20 protein-coding genes and 4 tRNA genes are annotated in these 19,895 nt (G+C 52.1%); 17 read left to right on the forward strand and 7 right to left on the reverse strand.

From position 1 onward, the window contains the following. The first annotated feature begins 176 nt into the window (after positions 1 to 176). The 7 genes from csrA to msrA all read left to right on the forward strand — a co-directional run bounded on the left by csrA (position 177) and on the right by msrA (position 3,364). The gene (gene csrA, locus KHS78_RS14400; RefSeq protein WP_211829169.1) at positions 177 to 425 is read left to right on the forward strand and encodes a carbon storage regulator CsrA; all 249 of its coding nucleotides are present in this window, start codon (positions 177 to 179) and stop codon (positions 423 to 425) included. 84 nt (positions 426 to 509) lie between these two features. Beyond that, positions 510 to 600, forward strand: a tRNA-Ser gene (locus KHS78_RS14405). A gap of 66 nt (positions 601 to 666) precedes the next feature. Continuing rightward, positions 667 to 743: transfer RNA gene (locus tag KHS78_RS14410), tRNA-Arg, on the forward strand. A 40-nt stretch (positions 744 to 783) separates the two neighbouring features. Then, positions 784 to 874: transfer RNA gene (locus tag KHS78_RS14415), tRNA-Ser, on the forward strand. Positions 875 to 1,041: 167 nt separating this feature from the next. Then, positions 1,042 to 1,629: a menaquinone-dependent protoporphyrinogen IX dehydrogenase gene (gene hemG, locus KHS78_RS14420; protein ID WP_211829170.1), complete on the forward strand. Its 588-nt coding sequence runs from the start codon at positions 1,042 to 1,044 to the stop codon at positions 1,627 to 1,629. 237 nt (positions 1,630 to 1,866) lie between these two features. Further along, complete coding sequence (locus tag KHS78_RS14425) at positions 1,867 to 2,703, forward strand: M23 family metallopeptidase (protein ID WP_343216917.1); 837 nt, start codon at positions 1,867 to 1,869, stop codon at positions 2,701 to 2,703. A gap of 22 nt (positions 2,704 to 2,725) precedes the next feature. Then, positions 2,726 to 3,364: a peptide-methionine (S)-S-oxide reductase MsrA gene (gene msrA / locus KHS78_RS14430; protein WP_211829172.1), complete on the forward strand. Its 639-nt coding sequence runs from the start codon at positions 2,726 to 2,728 to the stop codon at positions 3,362 to 3,364. Between the two features lie 67 nt (positions 3,365 to 3,431). Here the strand turns inward: msrA and mnmC are convergent, their stop codons facing one another. Together mnmC and KHS78_RS14440 are read right to left on the reverse strand one after the other, a co-directional pair. Next, positions 3,432 to 5,435, reverse strand: a complete 2,004-nt coding sequence (gene mnmC / locus KHS78_RS14435) for a bifunctional tRNA (5-methylaminomethyl-2-thiouridine)(34)-methyltransferase MnmC2/FAD-dependent 5-carboxymethylaminomethyl-2-thiouridine(34) oxidoreductase MnmC1 (RefSeq protein WP_211829173.1) — start codon at positions 5,433 to 5,435, stop codon at positions 3,432 to 3,434. A 53-nt stretch (positions 5,436 to 5,488) separates the two neighbouring features. Next, positions 5,489 to 6,460, reverse strand: coding sequence for a tRNA dihydrouridine synthase (locus KHS78_RS14440; RefSeq protein WP_246506501.1), 972 nt, complete (start codon positions 6,458 to 6,460; stop codon positions 5,489 to 5,491). 300 nt (positions 6,461 to 6,760) lie between these two features. Between KHS78_RS14440 and KHS78_RS14445 the strand changes: the two genes are divergently transcribed. Genes KHS78_RS14445 through KHS78_RS14455 form a run of 3 tightly spaced genes read left to right on the forward strand, consistent with a single transcriptional unit; the run spans position 6,761 to position 10,139 of the window. Continuing rightward, positions 6,761 to 7,015: an OadG family protein gene (locus tag KHS78_RS14445; protein WP_211829174.1), complete on the forward strand. Its 255-nt coding sequence runs from the start codon at positions 6,761 to 6,763 to the stop codon at positions 7,013 to 7,015. 33 nt (positions 7,016 to 7,048) lie between these two features. Further along, positions 7,049 to 8,827 (forward strand): sodium-extruding oxaloacetate decarboxylase subunit alpha, encoded by a 1,779-nt coding sequence (gene oadA, locus KHS78_RS14450; RefSeq protein ID WP_211829175.1) that lies wholly within the window; start codon positions 7,049 to 7,051, stop codon positions 8,825 to 8,827. Positions 8,828 to 8,837: 10 nt separating this feature from the next. Next, positions 8,838 to 10,139 carry a sodium ion-translocating decarboxylase subunit beta gene (locus tag KHS78_RS14455; RefSeq protein WP_211829176.1) on the forward strand — a complete coding sequence of 434 codons (1,302 nt, stop codon included), beginning with the start codon at positions 8,838 to 8,840 and terminating at the stop codon, positions 10,137 to 10,139. Positions 10,140 to 10,377: 238 nt separating this feature from the next. Here KHS78_RS14455 and KHS78_RS14460 read toward each other — a convergent pair whose 3' ends face one another. Next, positions 10,378 to 10,719, reverse strand: coding sequence for a hypothetical protein (locus KHS78_RS14460; protein ID WP_211829177.1), 342 nt, complete (start codon positions 10,717 to 10,719; stop codon positions 10,378 to 10,380). A 441-nt stretch (positions 10,720 to 11,160) separates the two neighbouring features. Here KHS78_RS14460 and pflA point away from each other — a divergent pair, with 441 nt between their 5' ends. Next, positions 11,161 to 11,886 carry a pyruvate formate-lyase-activating protein gene (gene pflA, locus KHS78_RS14465; protein WP_211829178.1) on the forward strand — a complete coding sequence of 242 codons (726 nt, stop codon included), beginning with the start codon at positions 11,161 to 11,163 and terminating at the stop codon, positions 11,884 to 11,886. 51 nt (positions 11,887 to 11,937) lie between these two features. Here pflA and KHS78_RS14470 read toward each other — a convergent pair whose 3' ends face one another. Next, the gene (locus tag KHS78_RS14470; RefSeq protein WP_211829179.1) at positions 11,938 to 12,975 is read right to left on the reverse strand and encodes a GMP reductase; all 1,038 of its coding nucleotides are present in this window, start codon (positions 12,973 to 12,975) and stop codon (positions 11,938 to 11,940) included. A gap of 259 nt (positions 12,976 to 13,234) precedes the next feature. Between KHS78_RS14470 and KHS78_RS14475 the strand changes: the two genes are divergently transcribed. Next, positions 13,235 to 13,840 (forward strand): glutathione binding-like protein, encoded by a 606-nt coding sequence (locus tag KHS78_RS14475; protein WP_211829180.1) that lies wholly within the window; start codon positions 13,235 to 13,237, stop codon positions 13,838 to 13,840. A gap of 51 nt (positions 13,841 to 13,891) precedes the next feature. Here the strand turns inward: KHS78_RS14475 and udk are convergent, their stop codons facing one another. Continuing rightward, positions 13,892 to 14,512, reverse strand: a complete 621-nt coding sequence (gene udk, locus KHS78_RS14480; protein ID WP_211829181.1) for a uridine kinase — start codon at positions 14,510 to 14,512, stop codon at positions 13,892 to 13,894. Positions 14,513 to 14,724: 212 nt separating this feature from the next. On the opposite strand from udk, the gene KHS78_RS14485 reads away from it, so the two are divergent. Next, positions 14,725 to 15,768, forward strand: a complete 1,044-nt coding sequence (locus tag KHS78_RS14485; RefSeq protein WP_211829182.1) for a methyltransferase — start codon at positions 14,725 to 14,727, stop codon at positions 15,766 to 15,768. 54 nt (positions 15,769 to 15,822) lie between these two features. Here KHS78_RS14485 and KHS78_RS14490 read toward each other — a convergent pair whose 3' ends face one another. Then, entirely contained in the window at positions 15,823 to 16,365 is a 543-nt protein-coding gene (locus KHS78_RS14490) for a DUF4136 domain-containing protein (RefSeq protein ID WP_211829183.1), read from the reverse strand. A 334-nt stretch (positions 16,366 to 16,699) separates the two neighbouring features. Between KHS78_RS14490 and KHS78_RS14495 the strand changes: the two genes are divergently transcribed. After that, positions 16,700 to 17,182, forward strand: coding sequence for a tetratricopeptide repeat protein (locus tag KHS78_RS14495; RefSeq protein ID WP_211829184.1), 483 nt, complete (start codon positions 16,700 to 16,702; stop codon positions 17,180 to 17,182). After that, positions 17,182 to 18,222: a hypothetical protein gene (locus tag KHS78_RS14500; RefSeq protein WP_211829185.1), complete on the forward strand. Its 1,041-nt coding sequence runs from the start codon at positions 17,182 to 17,184 to the stop codon at positions 18,220 to 18,222. Before KHS78_RS14495 ends, KHS78_RS14500 begins: the two co-directional genes overlap by 1 nt. 68 nt (positions 18,223 to 18,290) lie before the next feature. Here the strand turns inward: KHS78_RS14500 and KHS78_RS14505 are convergent. After that, positions 18,291 to 18,366 (reverse strand) — tRNA-Arg (locus KHS78_RS14505). Positions 18,367 to 18,518: 152 nt separating this feature from the next. On the opposite strand from KHS78_RS14505, the gene KHS78_RS14510 reads away from it, so the two are divergent. Beyond that, positions 18,519 to 19,211 carry a TIGR04283 family arsenosugar biosynthesis glycosyltransferase gene (locus KHS78_RS14510; protein WP_246506503.1) on the forward strand — a complete coding sequence of 231 codons (693 nt, stop codon included), beginning with the start codon at positions 18,519 to 18,521 and terminating at the stop codon, positions 19,209 to 19,211. Positions 19,212 to 19,233: 22 nt separating this feature from the next. Beyond that, positions 19,234 to 19,860, forward strand: coding sequence for a TIGR04282 family arsenosugar biosynthesis glycosyltransferase (locus KHS78_RS14515; protein ID WP_211829187.1), 627 nt, complete (start codon positions 19,234 to 19,236; stop codon positions 19,858 to 19,860). The last annotated feature ends 35 nt before the right edge of the window (positions 19,861 to 19,895 follow it).

A 19,895-nucleotide genomic window follows, 5' to 3' on the forward strand; every position in this document is an offset into this window, starting at 1 on the left:
AACTTCAGACCTGTATTAATCTTATTGCTTCGGTGATATAGCACTGACCGATTCATGGGGGTCCTGCAGAGGGCTGCTGAATCAGTAAAGTGGTATGCGCTGATTAATTCTACAAGCACAAACTGGCAGATGAATAGACGATCATTGTTTGTTGGTTTTGAGACAAGGAGATTGTAATGCTGATTCTGACACGCCGTGTTGGTGAGACCCTGATGGTAGGTGATGATGTCACGGTGACCGTTCTTGGGGTGAAGGGTAACCAGGTGCGGATCGGCGTCAATGCACCGAAGGAAGTGGCAGTCCACCGTGAAGAAATCTATCAGCGTATCCAGAAAGAAAAGGAAGATAAGGACGGCCATCATTCGGGCAACCGCCAAACCTGGGTTCATGAAGTTGCAGAAGAGGAAGGCGAAGAACAGTTCTGATCCGTGGTTTTAAAGTCGAAGTGTTCAGTCTGAAAAAACGCTTTGCAAACGTCGGGAATCTGGTAATATAGCGCTCGATTCCGAGGTGAGGTGGCCGAGTGGCTGAAGGCGCTCCCCTGCTAAGGGAGTATACGTTAATCGCGTATCGAGGGTTCGAATCCCTCCCTCACCGCCAGGACATCAAACGTTCAAAGACGACGTGAAAGAGTTCTTGATTTTCTCTTCTTAAGTCTTATTCTAGGCGTCCGTAGCTCAGCTGGATAGAGTACCTGGCTACGAACCAGGCGGTCGGAGGTTCGAATCCTCCCGGACGCGCCATTTTAACCCGCCACGTTGCGGGTTTTTAATGAAAACCTACGGTGAGATGGCCGAGTGGCTGAAGGCGCTCCCCTGCTAAGGGAGTATACGTTAATCGCGTATCGAGGGTTCGAATCCCTCTCTCACCGCCATAAATAAAAAGCCCCGCATTTAATGCGGGGCTTTTTTTATGTCTGCGAATAAATAGGGTTTATTGATTTCTATATCCGTCTGGTTTGATTCAGGTAAATAAACGATTAATGTCTTTCCTGTACAACGCTGTTTAATTAAACGGTTGGTGTTGTGGCTGGAGAATCTTATGAGTGAACATTTATTGCTTTATGCGTCACATGACGGGCAGACGAAAAAGATTGCACAAGCCATAGCGGCTGAGTTAAACCAGCAGGGCTTGATGGTGCAATGTCAATCGATCAGTGGGGATGCAGTCGTTAACCTGAATCATTATGCCTCTGTGCTCATAGGTTCTCCGATACGGTACGGGCATCACTTGCCGGACGTGTTTGATTTTATCCGATTGCATAACTCGTTCTTGAATACGCACGCATCCGGTTTTTTCAGTGTGAATTTAACCGCACGAAAACCGGAGAAAAACCGACCCGAAACGAATCCCTATGTGCAGAAATTTCTGTCAAAGATAACCTGGAAGCCTGGGTTTACCGGTGTTATGGCTGGATCACTGTTATATAGCCGCTATCGCTGGTTTGACCGGGTGATGATTCAGTTCATCATGAAGATGACGGGCGGTAATACGGATGCCAGTAAAGATATTGAATACACGGATTGGGCAGTGGTACGGCAGTTTGCGCAAGATTATGCGCAGTACCTGAAGTCAAACACAATCTGCTGTAAACGTAGTGAGGCTTGCAGCAAGCCTGTCGATGCCTGACAGGGGCAGGCTTGCTGCATCGTAACGATAAAATGCTATTGTCTGTGCTTTAAGGTTTTCTGGTAGTGGTGTGTGTCGAGTGCGAGAGGGGTAAGCAGGACAGCGCCGTAAGCTACAGGAAGCAGCAGCGACACCGCGAGTATAAACAGATCCATGTTGATACCTCCGTCTGGTGGTGTTAAACCAGTTTTCTTACTATAGGGGTAATGCTGGTTAATGTCATGTCCGGGGGTGTGTGTGACGATTCTGAAAAAATGCTTGTTTGCTGCCGCTATTCTATTGCAGGCTTTGATGGCTTCAGCGGAAGGCGACAAACCGCTGACACAGGGCGCCTTGTACAGAGGCGCTGTGCAGCCGGGTTCCGACGTGTATTACAGGGATAAAAAAGTACCCGTCACCGCTGCAGGGCACTTTGTGCTGGGATTTGGGCGTGATGCGGAATTGGAACAGACATATACCGTGGTTGCGCCCGATGGAAAAAAGACGCAGACAACATTAACGCTTGAGGCGAGAGAATACCCGGTTCAGCGAATTGAAGGGGTGGCGAAAAAATATATGGCGCCATCCGAAGCGCATTTAAAGCGTGTCCGGCATGAAAACAGTCTGGTAAAAAAAGCCCGTGAAGTGGACTCTGATTTTCGTGCATTTCTGGACGGATTCATCTGGCCTCTGGTAGGGCCGGTTACCGGTGTGTACGGCAGTCAGCGTGTGTTTAATGGGGAGCCTCGTCGTCCCCATTTTGGTGTTGATGTGGCCGCGCCAACCGGTACGCCGGTCAAAGCACCGGCTGATGGCCGTGTCGTACTGTACCATCCGGATATGTATTTTTCTGGTGGTACGATGATCATTGATCATGGTTATGGGGTCACCAGTTCGTTCCTGCATCTGAGTAAGTCCCTGGTGAAGGAAGGGGATTTTGTCCATCAGGGGCAGCCCGTGGCAGAGGTGGGGGCAACCGGCCGGGTCACCGGCGCACATCTTGACTGGCGCTTGAATTGGTACCATGTTCGGCTGGATCCACAACTGGTCGTGCCGCCCATGGAGAAAGTCCAGAGCGCGCCGGCGGCCAAGTGATGTGATCAATGGAGGTGTGATAATGGCGGGTATCACTGTGCTGGTGTCCAGAGATGAGGCGTTGTCCGGGCGCGATATGCCTTTGACGGTCAGTGAAAAGCATTGGGTCAATGGTCATGCCATGATGCCTCCCTGGCCGGATAGGTGTGATATTGCCGTATTTGGTATGGGGTGCTTTTGGGGAGCGGAACGACTGTTTTGGATGCAACCCGGTGTCTATGTCACGATGGTCGGATATAGCGGTGGTTTTACCCCGAATCCTACCTATGAAGAAGTCTGCACCGGTTTTACCGGACATGCTGAAGTGGTACGTGTCATTTTTGATCCTGAGCAAATCAGCTATGAGCAATTGCTGACCGTGTTCTGGGAAAATCATGATCCCACCCAGGCGATGCGGCAGGGAAATGATGTAGGAACCCAGTATCGTTCTGCGATCTATACCACCGGCTCAGAACAGCAAGGTAAGGCTGAGCAGTCTCTGCGGGCGTATCAGCAAGTATTGAATGGTTCGGGTAATAATGAGATTGAGACAGAAATCCTGACTGTCGGCGATCTTTATTACGCAGAGGATTATCACCAGCAATATCTTGCCAAGAATCCTGGTGGTTATTGTGGGCTGGGAGGGCTGGGCGTTTGTTACCCCGGAAATACAAATCGGTAGTGTACGAATGCATATAAGCCGACCACAAGGTCGGCTTATTGGTTTTATGGCAGATACATTTCTGTCATTACATCTTGTTTCTTATCAGATTTCTGACCATGAACCGGGAGGGGTGCAAGGCATGGCGTTGGTCCTGTGGCACCGGACTGGGTTCATTGCAGATATAAGCGGCCAAAACATCTGCCGCGAGAGGCGCTGTTACCAGACCTCTTGATCCATGTCCGGTGGTAATAAATAAGCCCGCAGGTTGCTCAGGCATCCCGGTAAATCGGTGTTTGGCATTTTTTCGTAATGGCGCGAAATATTCCTTGAAAGATTCAGCATTGACCACCGGGCCGACAACCGGCAAGTAATCCGGTGTGGTACAACGGAAGCTCACCCGACCATTCAATTGCGTGGAATCAAGTTCTGAGTCGCTCAGTGCCTCAAAAACGCCGGGGGTATACGTTGCCAGATTCTGTAAATTGGTGTCATGATCCTGCTGGCGGCATTCCGTTGAATCATCGTCGAAATTAAAGGTCGCCCCAAGCGTGTGGCTATTGTTCCAGGCTGGCGCGATATAGCCTTCACTGCAAACGACCGCTTTCATTTTTTTGCTGTTTATTGTGGCGGGTAGTTGCGTAATCTGACCTCGGATGCTTTTCAGTGGCAGGTGCTGTGTTTGTGCGAGTTTCGAAGACAGGTGGCCGCAAGCAACCACAACGACTTCTGAGGCCAGGGATATCCCAGACATTGTTTGAATATGCCACTGGTTACCATCATGGGTGAGGCTGGAGACCTGAAGGTTGCCTGCGAATTCTATGTTGGGGTGGTCAAGCAGCTGTTTGCACAGTGACGGCGGGTGTACCCAGCCTGCATCTGGAAAATAAAGCCCGGATGAACTTAAGGGAAGGCCTGCCAGTGAGGATAGTGCTTCGGCATCCAGGCCTTGAAGCAGGGCTTCAGGATATTGGCTGGATTCAAGAATGCGCTGCTGACGTTGCTGTTCGCCTTCGCTGAAAGCAAGTTGAATCAGGCCGGTTTTTTGCCACAGGGTTTCATCGGTGGTTTTCTGATATTCCAACCGTTTCAGCAGGTTGAGTGTATAAAGATAGCCTTCCGAGATGAAACGAGTTAATACAGTGCTGTTGCCTGATAGGCGCGTATACAGCATGCCTTGGGGGTTACCTGATGCTTCGCTCGCAGGTTTGTCGTGGGTGTCAATGACCCGCACCTGCCAGCCACGTTCAGCCAGGGAGTGAGCAGTTGCCGCACCGGCCATGCCTGCCCCGATAATCAACGCTTGTTTTTCGCTATGAAGGGACTTTGGTTGTTGAAACCAGATGGGTTGATCATTGGTGGCGGTTGGTTGTGCCAGACGTCCTCGAACTATATCCCGTTTGCGCCCAAATCCCGGGACTTTTTCGATCATGAAGCCGGCTTTTTCTAATCCATTGCGAACCCGTCGTGCGGCTGTAAACGTGGCGCAGGTGGCTTCGCTGGATGATTTTTCTGCCAGTGCCTGGAACAGTTCAGGTTGCCACATGTCGGGATTTTTGGCTGGAGCAAACCCGTCCAGAAACCAGGCATCGACCGATGCTTCCAGTTTGGGAAGGGTATTCAGTATATCGCCGCAGAGCAGCGTCAGCACAATACGCCCATTGCTAAACACCAGTCGATGCTGGCCAGCGGTCATCGGTGGGTATTGGTTGACCAGTTGTTGGCTGTAGATCGCCAGGTCTGGCCAGAGTGACAGTGCCTGCGCCATGTCTGCCGTTGTCAGGGGGTATTTTTCGGTGGAAATAAAGTGCAGTCGGGACTCTGCTGGCGCGTGTTGATCAAAACACTGCCAGGTGCCGAGAAAATTCAGGCCTGTGCCAAAGCCGGTTTCACCGACAACGAAATGTTGCCCGGGCGTTAATGCGGCAAACCGCTCCGGTAGAAAGTTTTGGTTGATAAAGGTGTGCCGGGTTTCTTTTGGGCCGGATTCCGTTGAGAAATAGATGTCATCGTAATGGTTGGAGACCGGCTCTCCATACTCATTCCAGCGGATACTGGCCATTTCGATGACAGGCTTGTTGATGCTTGGCAAGGCTTGAGTCTCAATAGCAACAAAATTGTTGATAGCAGCGGGGTAATCCGCTGTTAAGTCAGTAGCGTACGATAGATGGTTTCCGGGCAGGTTTCTCGCTTGATCTGCTGAAACAGGCTGGCGGCACCATCGTGGCAGCGCACCATCATACCAAGCCACTGCTTGCAACGGTCGGCCAGGTAGCGGCCAGGTTCGCGGATGTTGCAGTGCTCAAGGTATTCCTGGGGGCTGTGGAGTACCGTTTGGGCGAATTGTACCAGTAATGCACGGGTTTCGAGCCAGTCAGGCATGCTGCTGTCAGTATCCTGCAGGGATTTAAGTCGGCTGGCGAGCAGGGGTTGGGCGATCGCACCGCGACCAATCATGATATCACTGCAACCACTGGCGGCTTGGCAGCGTTGATAGTCGTCAATGGACCAGATCTCGCCATTAGCGATGATATGCAGTGAGACGTGTTCACGTATTTTGGCAATCCATTCCCAGTGGGCCGGTGGTCGGTAGCCTTCAACCTTGGTGCGGGCATGAATTGTCAGAGTGTCAGCACCGGCCGACTCAATGGCGACAGCATTCTCTATGGCCAGGGATTTGTCTTCGAACCCGAGCCGCATTTTTGCCGTGACCGGTATGTGTTCAGGAACGGCCTGACGAACAGACTGAACGATGCGGTGCAGGGTTTCCGGTTCTTTTAGCAGGGCGGCTCCGCCTTTGTGGCGATTCACCGTTTTAGCTGGGCAGCCAAAGTTAATATCGATACCGAGTGCTCCCAGTTCTGCGGCGCGGGCGGCATTATCAGCCATGGTGACAGGGTCATTACCCAGTAGCTGGATGAAAACCGGTGTGCCTGAGCGCGTGTGGCCACCGTGTTTGAGTTCGGGGCATAGTCGCAGAAAAACCGCTTCAGGGAGCAGGGTGTTGGTGATCCGGATAAATTCCGTCACACAGAGATCAAAGGCGCCGTTATCTGTCAGTAGCTGGCGCATCAGGTAATCGACAACCCCTTCCATCGGGGCGAGGACAAGTCGCATCGGCAGTTACCGTTCCTGTGGCGGAAAAGGGCGGTACTCTATCACTCCTGTAAAAACAGACAACTGTCATTGATACGGTTGATGTCATGTGAATGCGTGGCGACTCATTGCACTATTCATGACATGAATCATGGAAATAAATGCTCAATCGATAAGTATAAATACGGCCAATATTGCGTGCCCCCGGTATTCGGGTAAAATGGCCCCGAAATTCAAGACCGTGTAATAAGTGAAACGTCGTGTGTCTGGTGTCGTATAGTCCCCGGAGCTCGAACGATAACAACGAAATAAGGAAGCGCCATGTCTCCAGCGGATCTCATGAGCGAAGGCGTGAACCTGATGCTGTTCGGCATGGGCTTTGTCTTCGTATTCCTTACCCTTCTGGTCTTTGCGACCAGTGTCATGTCAAAAATCATTCAGGCCACGAAGCCGGAGGAGCCCGAACCTGCTGTTGCCAGGGTTCCTGTTGCGACAGTCGGTGACCCTGCAAGTGATCCGGTACTGCTCGCCGTGATTCATGAAGCGGTTCAGCAGCATCGCGCGCGTCGCCAGTAGTCAGGTTAACGAGTCAAGGGGGAGTGTTACCGAATGTCTGAGAACAAGAAACCGCTAGGCATTACTGATGTGGTGCTGCGCGATGCGCATCAATCTCTTTTTGCAACCCGTTTGCGCCTTGAGGACATGCTGCCCATCGCTGAAAAACTGGACCAGATCGGTTTCTGGTCCCTGGAAACCTGGGGTGGTGCGACCTTTGACAGCTGCATCCGTTTCCTGGGTGAAGATCCGTGGGAGCGCCTCCGTGCGTTGAAGAAGGCCATGCCCAACACGAAACAGCAGATGCTGCTCCGTGGTCAGAACCTGTTGGGCTACCGCCATTACGCGGATGATGTCGTCGATACCTTTGTTGAGCGTGCTGTTGCTAACGGCATGGATGTGTTCCGTGTCTTCGATGCGATGAATGATCCTCGCAACCTGCAGCAGGCCATGAAGGCGGTCAAGACGCAGGGCGCCCATGCACAGGGCACCATTTCCTATACGACAAGTCCCGTGCATAACACCAGTATGTGGGTTGATCTGGCCAAGCGTGTTGAGGATATGGCGGCCGACTCGCTCTGTATCAAGGATATGGCCGGTATACTCACGCCTTATGATGCCTATGAGCTGGTGTCCCGTCTGAAGGCGGAAACCAATCTGGATATTCATTTGCATTGTCACGCCACTGCCGGTCTCTCATCCATGACCCTTCTGAAGGCGATTGAAGCCGGTGTTGACCGTGTTGATACCGCGATTTCGTCCATGTCGATGACCTATGGTCATTCGCCGACCGAATCCATTGTTGCAGCGCTGCAGGGCACAGATCGCGATACCGGCCTGAATATTAACGCCCTGGAAGAGGTTGCGGCTTATTTCCGGGAAGTGCGGAAGAAATACGCCAAATTTGAAGGTGCGCTGCGTGGCATTGACTCCCGCATCCTGGTGGCCCAGGTGCCGGGTGGCATGCTGACCAACATGGAAAGTCAGCTCAAGGAGCAGGGCGCTGCCGATAAATTCGATGACGTGCTGAAAGAGATTCCCCGGGTACGTGAAGACCTGGGCCATATCCCGCTGGTGACGCCGACATCGCAGATCGTTGGTACTCAGGCCGTTTTGAACGTCCTCACTGGCGAGCGTTACAAGACCATCTCCAAAGAAACGCAGGGCATTCTCAAGGGTGAATACGGTGCAGCACCGGCAGCGTTCAACCATGAGCTGCAGACCCGGGTGCTGGATGGTGCAGCGCCCATTACCTGCCGCCCGGCCGATGTGCTTGAGCCTGAAATGGCGCGATTGACCGAAGAGGTTAATACCCAGGTCAAGGAGAAAGGCATCACATTGGCAGAGCATGCCATTGATGATGTGCTGACGGTCACCTTGTTCCCGCAGATTGGTCTGAAGTTCCTGGAAAATCGTGGCAATCCTGATGCCTTTGAGCCTGCGCCGACGGGGCAGGAGCTGGTGGCACGTGAATCCGATAAGCCGGAAGTGTACACCGTCACTGTGAGCGGTCAGGACTATGTGGTCGAAGTGACCGATGGCGGGGATATCTCCGGTATCAAACCGGTATCAGTGGCTCCGGGTAGTCAGGCGGCCACTGCTAGCGCGCCGGTAACCGGCGGCGAGCCCATGCCGGCACCGTTGGCGGGGAACATCTGGAAAGTGCATGTTCAGCCCGGTCAGCAGGTTCAGGAAGGGGATGTGCTTATTATCCTGGAAGCCATGAAAATGGAAACCGAGGTGCGTGCGCCCTGTACCGGGACTGTGGGGTCAGTATCCGTGAAGGAAGGTGATTCCGTTGTTGTTGGCGATACGCTGCTAATGCTGGCCTGAGGAGTGCACTATGGATAAGCTGTTAACGCTCCTGTACGGGTCGGGGCTCTATAACCTGACCCTGGGACAGTTCGTGATGATTATGGTGGGCTTCGGTCTGCTGTTTCTCGCGATACGGAAAAACTTTGAGCCGTTGTTGCTGGTGCCAATCGGGGTAGGCGGTATTCTCGCCAACATTCCCGAAGCAGGGTTGGCCTACTCGGCAGTAGAGCAACTGATCCACAAGGCGAATCCGGCTCACATTGAGGCGATGGCGGGTGTGCTTGGGGTAGGGTTTGAATCCGTCAAGCAACTGATGGACGTCTACAATTCTGCCCCGGCTGAGATCCAGCTGGCTGCGTCACAGATGGCGCAGAACCTGACGTACAGTAACGGTATGCTCTACCAGTTCTACTCCGTAGCCATTGCCAGCGGTATTGCGCCGCTGGTGATTTTCATGGGTGTTGGTGCGATGACGGACTTTGGTCCGCTGTTGGCCAATCCCCGTACCCTGTTCCTGGGGGCTGCGGCACAGTTTGGTATCTTTGCGACGATACTGGGGGCATTGGGGATGACAGCGCTGGGCGTGATGGATTTCTCTATTGCACAGTCTGCCGCGATCGGCATCATCGGTGGTGCTGATGGTCCAACAGCGATCTATGTGTCCAGCATGCTGGCGCCGGAACTGCTGGGGGCCATTGCGGTATCCGCCTATTCCTATATGGCACTGGTGCCGCTGATTCAGCCGCCGATTATGCGGGCTTTGACGACGGCGGAAGAACGTCGCATCACCATGACGCAGCTGCGCCCGGTCAGCAAGCGTGAGAAAATCGTCTTTCCGCTGGTGTTGCTGGTTCTGGTGGCTCTGCTATTGCCGGATGCGGCACCGCTGTTGGGGATGTTCTGCTTCGGTAATCTGATGCGTGAGTGTGGGGTTGTGGATCGACTGTCTGACACGGCACAGAATGCTCTGATCAATGTGGTCACCATTTTCCTGGGGTTATCAGTCGGTTCCAAGCTTGTGGCAGACAAGTTCCTGCAGGCTGAAACGCTGGGTATCCTGAGTCTGGGTATTGTGGCGTTCTGTATTGGTACGGCCAGTGGTGTTTTGATGGCCAAGGGCATGAACCTGATCAGCAAGAACAAGGTGAATCCGCTGATTGGTTCTGCAGGGGTTTCCGCAGTACCGATGGCTGCCCGGGTGTCTAACAAGGTCGGGCTGGAAGCCAATCCCCAGAACTTCCTGCTTATGCATGCCATGGGCCCCAATGTTGCCGGTGTTATCGGCTCAGCGGTGGCGGCAGGTGTTATGATCAAGTACGTTTTGGGTTAACCCAACCTTTAACGTGTAGCCGCCGTCTTTCGGCGGTTACACGTGTCTTCCGATAGATTTTCCATTGCTGTTACCAACAGGTGATTCATCACCGTGTTATCACTGCTTCGTTATGATACGAAGAGTGTACATTCAGTGTCGTCTAGAACGTTCAGTTCAATTGAGAATCAAGAGTCGTAGCCTGGTATGTCGTTCAGGGTTTTCGTGCGTGAAAAGCTATCAGATGAATGGCATGTGGTTAGAAGCGGACATCATGGTCAACATGACGTCTTTTCTTGTAAGTAACGCGCGGTGCGGCATCACTCATTGAGAAATGAGATTCCTCTTGTCTCGGTCTTGCGGGATTGACCATGTAGCTGTCAGAAGCGGTGCTATAGTCGCTGCTCTCCAGGGGCATTGACTCATTACTGAAATGACGCTGCGGTTTTTCATTGCCTGAAGCCGTATTGTTTTGCATATTCAGGCGCATACGGTAAGGGTGTCCGTAACCACGCTTTCTTTTGGGTTTGTGTTCTTTAGGTTCGGGAGGCTTGATACCAGTAAACTCTTCGTAAACCGTGGTATACATGTATTTGCTCATTATATCGCTCCAGCGAAGGGAATCCTGTGTCTATTAAAATCGTTATGGGTCGAATACTAGTAAATGGCCAGTAGAGCTAATATAGGTAGGTTTACTTAAATTGGAGTTGATTTTTCTTGTTTTTTTGGGATTTTTTCTGTCTTTATACGCTAAATGAATAAAATGATAGTTGTCGTCTATGAAATGGATTTAACAAGGCAGTGATTCCTGTTCCTGCTGGGTAGAAATACGCTGCCAGCCTTGTCCTCTCTTCCTGTGAGCTTGTTCTGCTTAGGTGCTAGTACAGATAGTAAAACCTAAAAAACTATTTAGTATCCCCAAATAGATTTGATTCTTGCGGCACTGTTGTCTCCGTCTGCAGCCTGTGTTTTCGCCTGACTGGCGCGGAAAAACCAGACAACAACGATGTCGACGTGACATACCTCATTATCTGGAGCAGGCATGCTGGGCAGAATTCACTCAACTGACTCATTTGGAACTGTTGATGGACCGGGTATCCGGTTTGTTGTTTTCACGCAGGGCTGTGTCATGCGCTGCCGGTACTGCCATAACCGCGATACCTGGGGTATGAAAGACGGGGAGGTGGTGTCGGTCGGCGAGCTGATGGAAAAGATCCGTGCTGTAAAGCATTTCCTGTCAGGCGGAGTCACCGTCAGTGGTGGTCAGCCCAGTCTTCAGCCAGAGTTCGTTACTGAACTCTTCCGTGCCTGCCGTAAGGAAGGGATTCACACCTGTCTGGATACTAATGGTTATGTCAAAGGCATGACCAATCCCATTGTCGAGATGCTTGAGCAAACCGACCTTGTGATGCTTGATATCAAGCATATGGACAACGACCTGCATCGGAAACTGACGTATGTTGGCAATGAGCGTGTGCTCGACTTTGCCCGTTATCTCCAGGAGATCAATAAGCCGACCTGGGTCCGATATGTGGTTGTTGAGGGTTATACAACAGATCCTGTTTATGCCGAGCAACTGGCTGAGTTCATTGCGCCCATGGATAATATCGAGAGGGTTGAGTTGCTGCCTTACCATTCGCTGGGTAAGCATAAATGGGATCTGATGAAAGATATCTATGAGCTTGAAGAGGTCACACCACCCTCTGAAGAGCTGCTGCGGGATCTTCAGCGCATCTTTCTTAATAAGGGTATTCAGGCAATTTATTAAGCAAAATAAAAAAGGCGATCATCAGATCGCCTTTTTTCTATCTGTTCAGAATCAAGTGTAGATTCGGTTTTCCTGCTCCTGAACACGAATGAAGGTAGTGCGCTTGGTCAGCTCCTTCAGCTGGGCTGCGCCAACATAGGTGCAGGCAGAGCGGGTGCCGCCAAGAATGTCCTGAATGGTGATGGCAATCGGACCGCGGTAGGGAATCTTGACGGTCTTGCCTTCAGAGGCGCGATATTCAGCCACGCCACCACTGTGCTTGTCCATGGCAGTGGCGGAACTCATGCCGTAGAACAGCTTGAACTGTTCCCCGTCTTCTTCAATCAGTTCACCGCCAGACTCATCGTGACCAGCCAGTATGCCGCCGATCATGACAAAATCGGCGCCGCCACCAAAGGCCTTGGCGACATCGCCGGCACAGGTGCAGCCGCCATCGGAAATAATCTGGCCGCCCAGGCCGTGTGCCGCATCGGCGCACTCTATGACAGCTGAAAGCTGCGGGTAACCAACACCTGTTTTGACCCGGGTAGTACAGACGGAGCCAGGACCAATACCAACTTTAACGACGTCGGCCCCGCCCAGTAACAGCTCTTCTACCATTTCGCCGGTGACGACGTTACCGGCAATAATGACTTTGTCAGGCCATGCCTTGCGCACTTTGGCAACAAAGGCGACAAAGTGTTCAGAGTAGCCATTGGCAACGTCAATGCAGATGAAATAGAGCTTTGGTTGGGCTGTCAGGATGCGGTTCAGTTTTTCAAAATCACTGTCGGAGGTACCGCTGCTGATCATGATACGGTGATAAAAGTCATCCGCCGCATCATTGAGGTATTCGTTCCACTGCTCTTCGGTGTAATGCTTGTGAATGGCGGTGAGCATGCCATGCTGAGCCAGTGCACTCGCCATTTCGAAGGTGCCCACGGTATCCATATTGGCCGCGATGACGGGGACGCCACGCCACTCGCGTCCGGAATGCATAAAGCGGAAAGTGCGGTTCAGATCGACCTGGGACCGGCTCTTCAGGGTGGATCGCTTGGGGCGAATCAGGACATCCTTGAAGCCGAGCTTGATATCGTTTTCTACACGCATGAACAGTTCTGTGCCTTTTACGTTGGGCTGGTGTCGTCGTTGGCAGCCATCAGTCTTTCCGGCTTATAGCGCACTATAATCCGGCTATTCAGCGTATAAGTCATTGCCAAGCCTGACTGATCTGGCCTGACACTTATACGGGCGGAGTATCAGTGAATTACTGTGCGTTGTAAAGTTTTTAACCGGCGCCTGCCATGGTCTTCTAATGAGGATGAAGGCTGAATGTTTATCGTACAGGCTGCTGTCAAGGAGTACCGCGATGAAACTGTATAGCCGCAATGTATCACCTGCTGATCAGATGGTCAGGCTGGCGTTGCTGTTCAAGGATATCGATCACGTTATGGCTGAGTCAGACACGGAGGCGCTGGCAGGGCTGCATTACCAGGGAGGGGCGCATGAATCTCCGGTACTGGATACGGGGGACCAGCAGCTGACACAGGCCATGGCAATCCTTGAATACCTTGAGGATGTCTATCCTGAGCCGGCGTTATTGCCGGAACAGCCCCTGGTGCGTGCCAGGGTTCGTAGTTTTTCCCAGCTGATTTTCAGTGATATCCAACCCTACGCCCATGCGCGGGTCTCAGGCTATATGGAAAACCGTTTGCAAATACCCCGTGAAGAGCAGGCGCTCTGGTTTTGCCACTGGCTGGAAACCGGTCTGGCACGGCTTGAATTCATGCTGGCTCACCAGGCTCAGACGGGGACTTACTGTTTTGGTGAGCAGATAACCCTGGCGGACCTGATACTGGCACCGCTGGTCGTTACCGCGGGTCGGCTGGATATCGATATGCGTTCATTTCCACATATCTCCAGGATTGTGGAAAATTGTATGGAACTTGAGCTGTTTGAGTGGTTGCAGGGCTGATACCGGTGCGACGCTTTGGCGTGTGCACCGGTTGACTCGGTGGCGGCAGGATCAGTTGATCAAAGTGTTGATCTTGGTCTTGATGAGATCCATGGCAATACGGTTTTTGCCGCCCCGGGGAATGATCAGGTCGGCATGCTGGCGTGAGGGCTCAATAAACTGCTGGAACATCGGCCGGACCGTTTCCATGTATTGGCTGATGACGGATTCCATATCCCGTCCGCGGGTGACAATATCCCGCTGAAGGCGGCGAATCAGGCAGATGTCGAGCGGCGTATCCATGTAGAAGCGCAGGTCAAACTGCTTGCGCACATCCGGATTGACAAACAGCAGGATCCCTTCATAAATCACCACCCGTGAAGGGCGTACGGTGCGGGTTTCGCTGGTGCGGTTATGGATAGAATAATCGTAGGTCGGGACCTGGATGGCTTTCCCTTGCTTGAGCATCTGGAGATGTTGCAGCATCAGGTTGTGATCGATCGCGTCTGGGTGGTCGTAGTTGGTCAGAACGCGTTCATCCATACTCAGGTGCGACTGGTCCTTGTAATAGGAATCCTCGGAGATCACGCTGAGGTGTTCGCTTTTCAGTTCTTCAACCAGGGTTTCAGCCAGCAGGCTTTTTCCGGAAGCTGAAGCGCCGGCAATACCGACCAGGATGGGTTTCTGTGGCATGGGGAAATCTCTGACGCGGACGCGGTATAAATACCGGCAACTATAGCTGAGCCTTCGGTTTAGCTGAATTCGTCATTCTACGTAACGCGTTGTTTATCCGTTCGCGTTTGTGTGCGCTGTCTGGATCGGTTATAAAACGGCGCCTTTTTTGGGTTGTTATTATGGCCTGTGCAGGTTGCGATGGTTTTCAAGGCGAGATGACAGGATACGGAATGAATGTGCTGACGAATCCCAGCCAGTTGCTGGTTAAGAACAGTGATGTGCTGGAGGCTGAACGTATTCTCGTGATTCAGCCAGAAAATGATGGCTTTGTACCCCGGCTGTGCCAGCAGGGTTCGGTGTCAGTTAACGTCTTTACCACCAGTGAGGCGGTTCGCTCACGGCTGGTGGATCTCGGCGTCAGTGACGCATGCATCGCCTATGGCGAATGTATTCCCGCCCCGGAAGAAAAACCGGATACCGTTATTCTGTATTTGCAGAAAAGCCGGGAATTCATGAGCTATCTTTTGGCCATGAGTTTGCCCCTGTTAACGGACAATGGTCGCTTGCTGTTGGTAGGTGAAAACGGGAGCGGCATCAAGTCCTGGCAAAAACGGCTGGCGGCGTATGGTGATGTCGAGAAAATTGATTCTGCCCGGCACTGTTCGCTGTATGTGTTAACCCCCGTGGATAAACCGTCACCGTTTGTCATTAACGACTGGAAAGCCTCGTTTGAGGAGGTTGTGCATGATGTTTGTATCATGGCGGAGACGTTGCCCGGCGTATTCAATCATGGTCGTCTGGATGTAGGCACTCGATTACTGCTGGAAACCATGGAAGCGGGCTTTAAAGGTGATGTTCTCGATTTTGGTTGTGGCTCTGGCGTTGTTGGCGCCTGGTTGGCGAAGCGGTTTCCGGGTATCCGTTTGTCCTTGCTTGATAATGACGCCATGGCATTGGCTGCGACCCGGGAAACGTGCCGAATTAACGATGTTGATCCTGTAGCTGTTATTGCCAGTAATGGGTTGGAAAGCGTCCGTGGACGTTTTAATGCGATTGTTTCCAATCCGCCCTTTCACGAAGGGGTGAAAACGCAGTATGAAACAACAGAGCAATTCCTTAAAGCATCTAAGTCGTTATTGAAGCCCAAGGGGCGCCTGCGGATTGTGGCTAACAGCTTTCTGCGTTACCCGCCGATTATTGAAACGGTTTTTGGTCATTGCCACGTTTTGGCAAAGCGGGATGGATTCACGGTTTATGAAGCGATTAATGGCTGATTGTTGAGGAACGTGATGGCAGAGGTTTGCTTCTGCCATCAGCTATTGTTTTATTTACAGTGAGCTTAACAGTGTCGCGACAGCCTGTTTGAGTCGCTGGTCCCGTTGTTCCGGGTCAAGCCCTTTAAGCATGACCCCTTGTAGTGCACCATTCCATAGGACCTCGTCTGTGTCAGCCCGGATCAAGGTAATCCCGATGGTTAGCTTGCTGTCTTCCTGGCTGGTGACCAGCCCCGGGTTGAGACCCATGGCCGAAGCCAGTTCTGCATCACTCAGCAGGTATTCAGAGGCAAGACCGAATCTGACCCGGATGGTGTGTTCTGTCATTTCCCCTTCATGCAGGCCTTTGCTTTCAAGTGTCGCTTTGATCACGTTCTCGAGGCGTGTATAGGCTGCATCCCTCTTGGGTACCAGCGGATCCTCACGGGGAACGTACACTGGCTCATAGACGGCAGCATTATAGTGATTGATGTCGAATGGTTTCTGGACACCGGTGGTCATTGCGTAACTGGCCAGATTGTTGTCAGGCAGGCTGGAGCAGGCGGAAAGCATAAATGCCATGCAGCCAAGGGCGAGTGCGGTTGTCAGGGATCGCATGGTTTGACTCCTGCTTTGTTCTTATGGATTCGAATCGGTCTGTTTATTGTTGTTCTTATTGTGCCCGTTTCCGTCGGGTTTGAATATTGTTGTACCGTCAATGGATAGAAAAGACGTAGTTGTTTAGAAGAACGTTATTTTTCGTTATGAATGATGAATACGCTTATTTTAATCAGGTCTATTCAGTGCCATAGGATGCTGAAACCAGCATCAATATTGCATTTGGAAATAGCGAGCCACCGGGCGATTTCGTTTTAATCAGCTTGAGGGTCATCTGCCTACATATCCTTATATGAATCAGCCGTTATGCAAGTCTGCCAGGGAGGTGCGTTGAATGACGGGGGTAAGAGGATTATTAGCGTCATTAGGCGTTGATGCGCCACTGTTAGGGCGTTTGAAGGATGGTGAAACCATTGCGAGTCACAAGCAGTTTGATCCTCAGCTGCTGGAGGCAATACACGCCATAGCCTATGCCCGCTATGAAGCCGGGCATGTGGCCGAAGCTGAATCGCTGTTTTTGTTTCTGGGTATGCATGACCACACAGAGCCCCGTTACCTGCAAGGGTTGGGCTGTTGCCGGTTTGCATTGGGAGATTCAGACAGTGCTTTAGCGCTGCTGGAACAGGCGGTTGTGCTGGATCATCAGAATCCCCACGCATTGCTGGCGCTTGGCTCGGTCTACGAGGCATCCGGTGATCCGGGGCGGGCGCAGCAGATGTTTGAACGGGCTATCCATGCCTGTGGCAATCAGTCGCAATTGCGTGCTGAGCAAGGACTGGCTGAACAGCTATTGCAGGCAATGCAGGAGGCAGACTGATGGCAAGAATTGATGGGACATCGGGCAATCAACCGGTCAGGCCCCAGGATGAAATTGCGCCCGGACAGATTGAGCGGACAACGGTTTCGGCAGGCAATCTTGGGCAGGGGTTGAGCTTTGGGCAGGTATCTGAAAACTCTGTGGGTGGTGGTGTGCGCCAGGATGGCGGACGCCTTGTGCTGGCTCCGCCAACGTCAACCGATGTGAGTTATCTTGGTACCTTGTCGCCGGATCAGTTGGAGTCATTACTGAATGGGTTAAAAGCTGAAAAGGAAGATCTTGAGATTAAAAATCAGGTTGAGATCCTGGAAGATCTCAAGGCGCGCAAAGAGGAAAAAAGTGCGCAAAAGACCGTCGAGTTGCTGGAGCGACTGGATGGTGCGCAGGAAGACAAGTCCTGTGGGGTTGTTAAGGCGGTGTTTGGTGCTTTATTGGGACCCATTGGTATTCCTTTGATGGTGAGTGGCATCCAGCAGGCTGAGAGTGCCAAGCATCGTCTTGATATCGTGAATACTGAAATCAAACACTATTACCAGGAGCGCTATGGTGAGGAAGGCTCAGTCGCTATTGAAAAATTCCAGGACGACTATGAGCGAGCCTTTTCACCGCGAGTGTCACCCCACGGGATCCCCTTGAAAGACACTGAGGCTAAAAAGTTAGAACTGAAGGCTCAGGCTGATGAATTAATGGCCAGCGGTGTTATCAGTGAAACTGTTCATAATGATCTGATCAAGGTCATTGACCGTAAGGCCCATAGCCAGGATGTCGCTGCTGTCTTCTTGCATGATGCCGTGTTGCATTCCGCCGGGTATGAGTCTTCAGACGAGGCGTCCTCTGAGGCAGCATCACCTGTAGAGGGTAATGAGGCTATGTCGCCGGCAGCCTTTCAGAAATGGTTCGCTCAGTTTGTGAGGGATACGGAAGCTGAAGAAAAAATGATGGCGGATATCCAGAAACAGATTGAAGAAGCCAAATACGCCGTGTTAACCGGTGCAACAGACCAGCGTGCGATATTGTCTGGCCAAGCCAAGCATATTTGAGTACTTATTGATAACAAGTATGTTTTGGGAAGCGTGAAATGGCAGCGATAAACGACGTCTGATTTTGTTGGCGTCCCTACCAGGACTCGAACCTGGATCGGCCGCTTAGGAGGCGGCTGTTCTATCCGGTTGAACTATAGGGACATTGCGTGAACTAACGTCTATACAGTTAAGCACATATAGCTGTTGTCGCTCATCCAGATGCGTCGCTATCATAGACGATTATATGGCTTTTCAGCAATAGCTTCTCTTGTTGGTGTCTGTGTATTATCGCTCGGATGGAACCCTCCTTAACCATGAAGTTGTCGATTATTATCCCGGTATTGAATGAAGCATCGGTCTTACGGCAAAAGCTGGCTGGGCTGCAGCACTTCAGGGTCGTCGGGCATGAGCTGATTCTGGTAGATGGTGGAAGTGATGATGAGACCCTCCACTTGGCGGAAGGGCTGGTCGATCAGGCGGTCACTGCGCCAAAAGGGCGCAGTCTACAGATGAATGCTGGTGCAGCGGTTGCAACGGGTGATGGTTTGCTGTTTCTTCATGCCGATACTACGTTGCCGCTGGATGCGGATATGCTGATAACTAATTGCCTGAGTACAGGTGAAGGGTGGGGGCGATTTGATGTCAGGTTGACCGGGCGGCATGGCTTGTTTCGAATCATTGAACGGATGATAAGCTGGCGATCCAGGCTCACGGGGATTGCATCAGGTGATCAGGGAATGTTTGTTTCTACCACCCTGTTTAATCGGCTGGAAGGCTATGCGCCTATCCCGTTGATGGAAGACCTTGAACTTTCGCGGCGACTGATTAAGATTCAGCGACCGCATTGCCTGAAGGCCTGTGTGGTCACAGACAGTCGGCGTTGGGAAAAACATGGCATCCTGACAACTGTCCTGCTGATGTGGCGACTCCGATTGCAGTATTATGCCGGTGTTGCACCGGAAAGGCTGGCCAAGTCGTACCGTACCCAAGGAAAAGGCGCTGCCTGATCACTGACAACTAGGGACAGTCATGTTTACCCACCCTGATGCTCGAATCCTGCTGTTTGCCAAACCACCGTTACCGGGACGGGTTAAGACCCGCTTGATCCCGGCTGTGGGTGAGGACGGCGCCTGTTCAGTCCATACCTCGCTATTGCGCCGGGTTGGACTGCAGTTGGTGCAATGGCAGCTGGCCCCCCTGCAGCTCTGGGCCGGCATGAAAGGGCCATTTCCTGCACTTTTCGACCGTTGGTCGTATCAATTGCAGTGTGAAGGAAATCTTGGCGAGCGCATGGCTCATGCGGCCAGGATGAATCTTGTCGGTGAGACTCAAAAGGTACTCTTTCTGGGGAGCGACTGCCCGGTTCTGACGCGGGAGTACCTTGAATCGGCAATGGCTGCACTGGAAACTTCGGATGTGGTGCTGGGGCCTGCGGAAGATGGCGGTTATGTGTTACTGGGTATGCGACGGTTTATACCGGCCGTGTTCGAACGCATAGACTGGGGGACTGATCAGGTGCTAGAGCAAACCCGTAGCCGCTTACAGGAAGCGAAGGCCAGCTGGCAGGCGTTGGATACCTTATGGGATGTTGATCGCCCCGAGGATCTGACACGCTATCGCGCATTGCCGGGGCTTAATCATGCAGTAACGTACTGAATGTCAGTGATCCGGATAGCGTTTGTAGTTGTTAT

Origin of the sequence: Kistimonas asteriae (assembly GCF_018263925.1) — a bacterium.
In the GTDB taxonomy this organism is placed as follows: Bacteria; Pseudomonadota; Gammaproteobacteria; order Pseudomonadales; family Endozoicomonadaceae; genus Kistimonas; species Kistimonas asteriae.

What these genes read in the sequence shown, in the direction of transcription:
- csrA (WP_211829169.1), top strand. Translation starts at nt 177, where the DNA reads ATGCTGATTCTGACACGCCGTGTTGGTGAGACCCTGATGGTAGGTGAT.
- hemG (WP_211829170.1), top strand. Translation starts at nt 1,042, where the DNA reads ATGAGTGAACATTTATTGCTTTATGCGTCACATGACGGGCAGACGAAA.
- msrA (WP_211829172.1), top strand. Translation starts at nt 2,726, where the DNA reads ATGGCGGGTATCACTGTGCTGGTGTCCAGAGATGAGGCGTTGTCCGGG.
- KHS78_RS14440 (WP_246506501.1), bottom strand. Translation starts at nt 6,460, where the DNA reads ATGCGACTTGTCCTCGCCCCGATGGAAGGGGTTGTCGATTACCTGATG.
- KHS78_RS14445 (WP_211829174.1), top strand. Translation starts at nt 6,761, where the DNA reads ATGTCTCCAGCGGATCTCATGAGCGAAGGCGTGAACCTGATGCTGTTC.
- oadA (WP_211829175.1), top strand. Translation starts at nt 7,049, where the DNA reads ATGTCTGAGAACAAGAAACCGCTAGGCATTACTGATGTGGTGCTGCGC.
- KHS78_RS14455 (WP_211829176.1), top strand. Translation starts at nt 8,838, where the DNA reads ATGGATAAGCTGTTAACGCTCCTGTACGGGTCGGGGCTCTATAACCTG.
- KHS78_RS14460 (WP_211829177.1), bottom strand. Translation starts at nt 10,719, where the DNA reads ATGAGCAAATACATGTATACCACGGTTTACGAAGAGTTTACTGGTATC.
- pflA (WP_211829178.1), top strand. Translation starts at nt 11,161, where the DNA reads ATGCTGGGCAGAATTCACTCAACTGACTCATTTGGAACTGTTGATGGA.
- KHS78_RS14470 (WP_211829179.1), bottom strand. Translation starts at nt 12,975, where the DNA reads ATGCGTGTAGAAAACGATATCAAGCTCGGCTTCAAGGATGTCCTGATT.
- KHS78_RS14475 (WP_211829180.1), top strand. Translation starts at nt 13,235, where the DNA reads ATGAAACTGTATAGCCGCAATGTATCACCTGCTGATCAGATGGTCAGG.
- udk (WP_211829181.1), bottom strand. Translation starts at nt 14,512, where the DNA reads ATGCCACAGAAACCCATCCTGGTCGGTATTGCCGGCGCTTCAGCTTCC.
- KHS78_RS14485 (WP_211829182.1), top strand. Translation starts at nt 14,725, where the DNA reads ATGAATGTGCTGACGAATCCCAGCCAGTTGCTGGTTAAGAACAGTGAT.
- KHS78_RS14490 (WP_211829183.1), bottom strand. Translation starts at nt 16,365, where the DNA reads ATGCGATCCCTGACAACCGCACTCGCCCTTGGCTGCATGGCATTTATG.
- KHS78_RS14495 (WP_211829184.1), top strand. Translation starts at nt 16,700, where the DNA reads ATGACGGGGGTAAGAGGATTATTAGCGTCATTAGGCGTTGATGCGCCA.
- KHS78_RS14500 (WP_211829185.1), top strand. Translation starts at nt 17,182, where the DNA reads ATGGCAAGAATTGATGGGACATCGGGCAATCAACCGGTCAGGCCCCAG.
- KHS78_RS14510 (WP_246506503.1), top strand. Translation starts at nt 18,519, where the DNA reads ATGAAGTTGTCGATTATTATCCCGGTATTGAATGAAGCATCGGTCTTA.
- KHS78_RS14515 (WP_211829187.1), top strand. Translation starts at nt 19,234, where the DNA reads ATGTTTACCCACCCTGATGCTCGAATCCTGCTGTTTGCCAAACCACCG.